Origin of the sequence: Kineococcus indalonis (assembly GCF_009906395.1) — a bacterium.
In the GTDB taxonomy this organism is placed as follows: domain Bacteria; phylum Actinomycetota; class Actinomycetes; order Actinomycetales; family Kineococcaceae; genus Kineococcus; species Kineococcus indalonis.
Genome location: NZ_JAAALM010001015.1, coordinates 1 through 478 on the forward strand (window position 1 = coordinate 1; position 478 = coordinate 478).

The following is a 478-nucleotide window of genomic DNA, read 5'->3' on the forward strand; positions in this document are numbered from 1 at the left end:
GCACCGGCTCGCCCGGCCGCCGACGGGCGCCGCCGACGGGCGCCGCCGACGGGCGCCGCCGACGCCCGTCGGGTGCGCCGGTCGGGGCCCGCCGCTGGGCCCCGCTCCGGCGCGCCGGACCGCCTTCGGACCCGGCACTGCGGGCAATCATAAAGCGACTCGGAGTCACCGCCTGCTCCGTCCGGGGCCCGCGGCACCTAGACTGCGGCGGGTGAGCGAGCAGCCCCAGGAGCCGGCGTCCCCCCAGGACGTTCAGGACACCCCCAGCGACCCCACGAGCGCGACCCCGGCGGAGCCGGTGGACGCGGCGGCGCGGGAGCCGCAGCCCGACGCCCCGGAGCAGACCCCGGGCGCGGCGGAGGAAGCGCACGCCCCCGACGCGCAGGCCCCGGAAGCGCAGGCCCCGGAGGCGCCGGAGGCTGGGACCCCGGAGGCGCAGGCCGTCGACCCCGCCCGGGCGCAGGAGCCCGTGGACGGG

General features: G+C 81.8%; 1 pseudogene. It reads left to right on the forward strand.

Features of this window, described 5'->3' with window-relative positions:
- Positions 1 to 211: 211 nt before the first annotated feature.
- A pseudogene (locus GTR00_RS22470) lies at positions 212 to 478 on the forward strand (hypothetical protein); the annotation flags it as partial.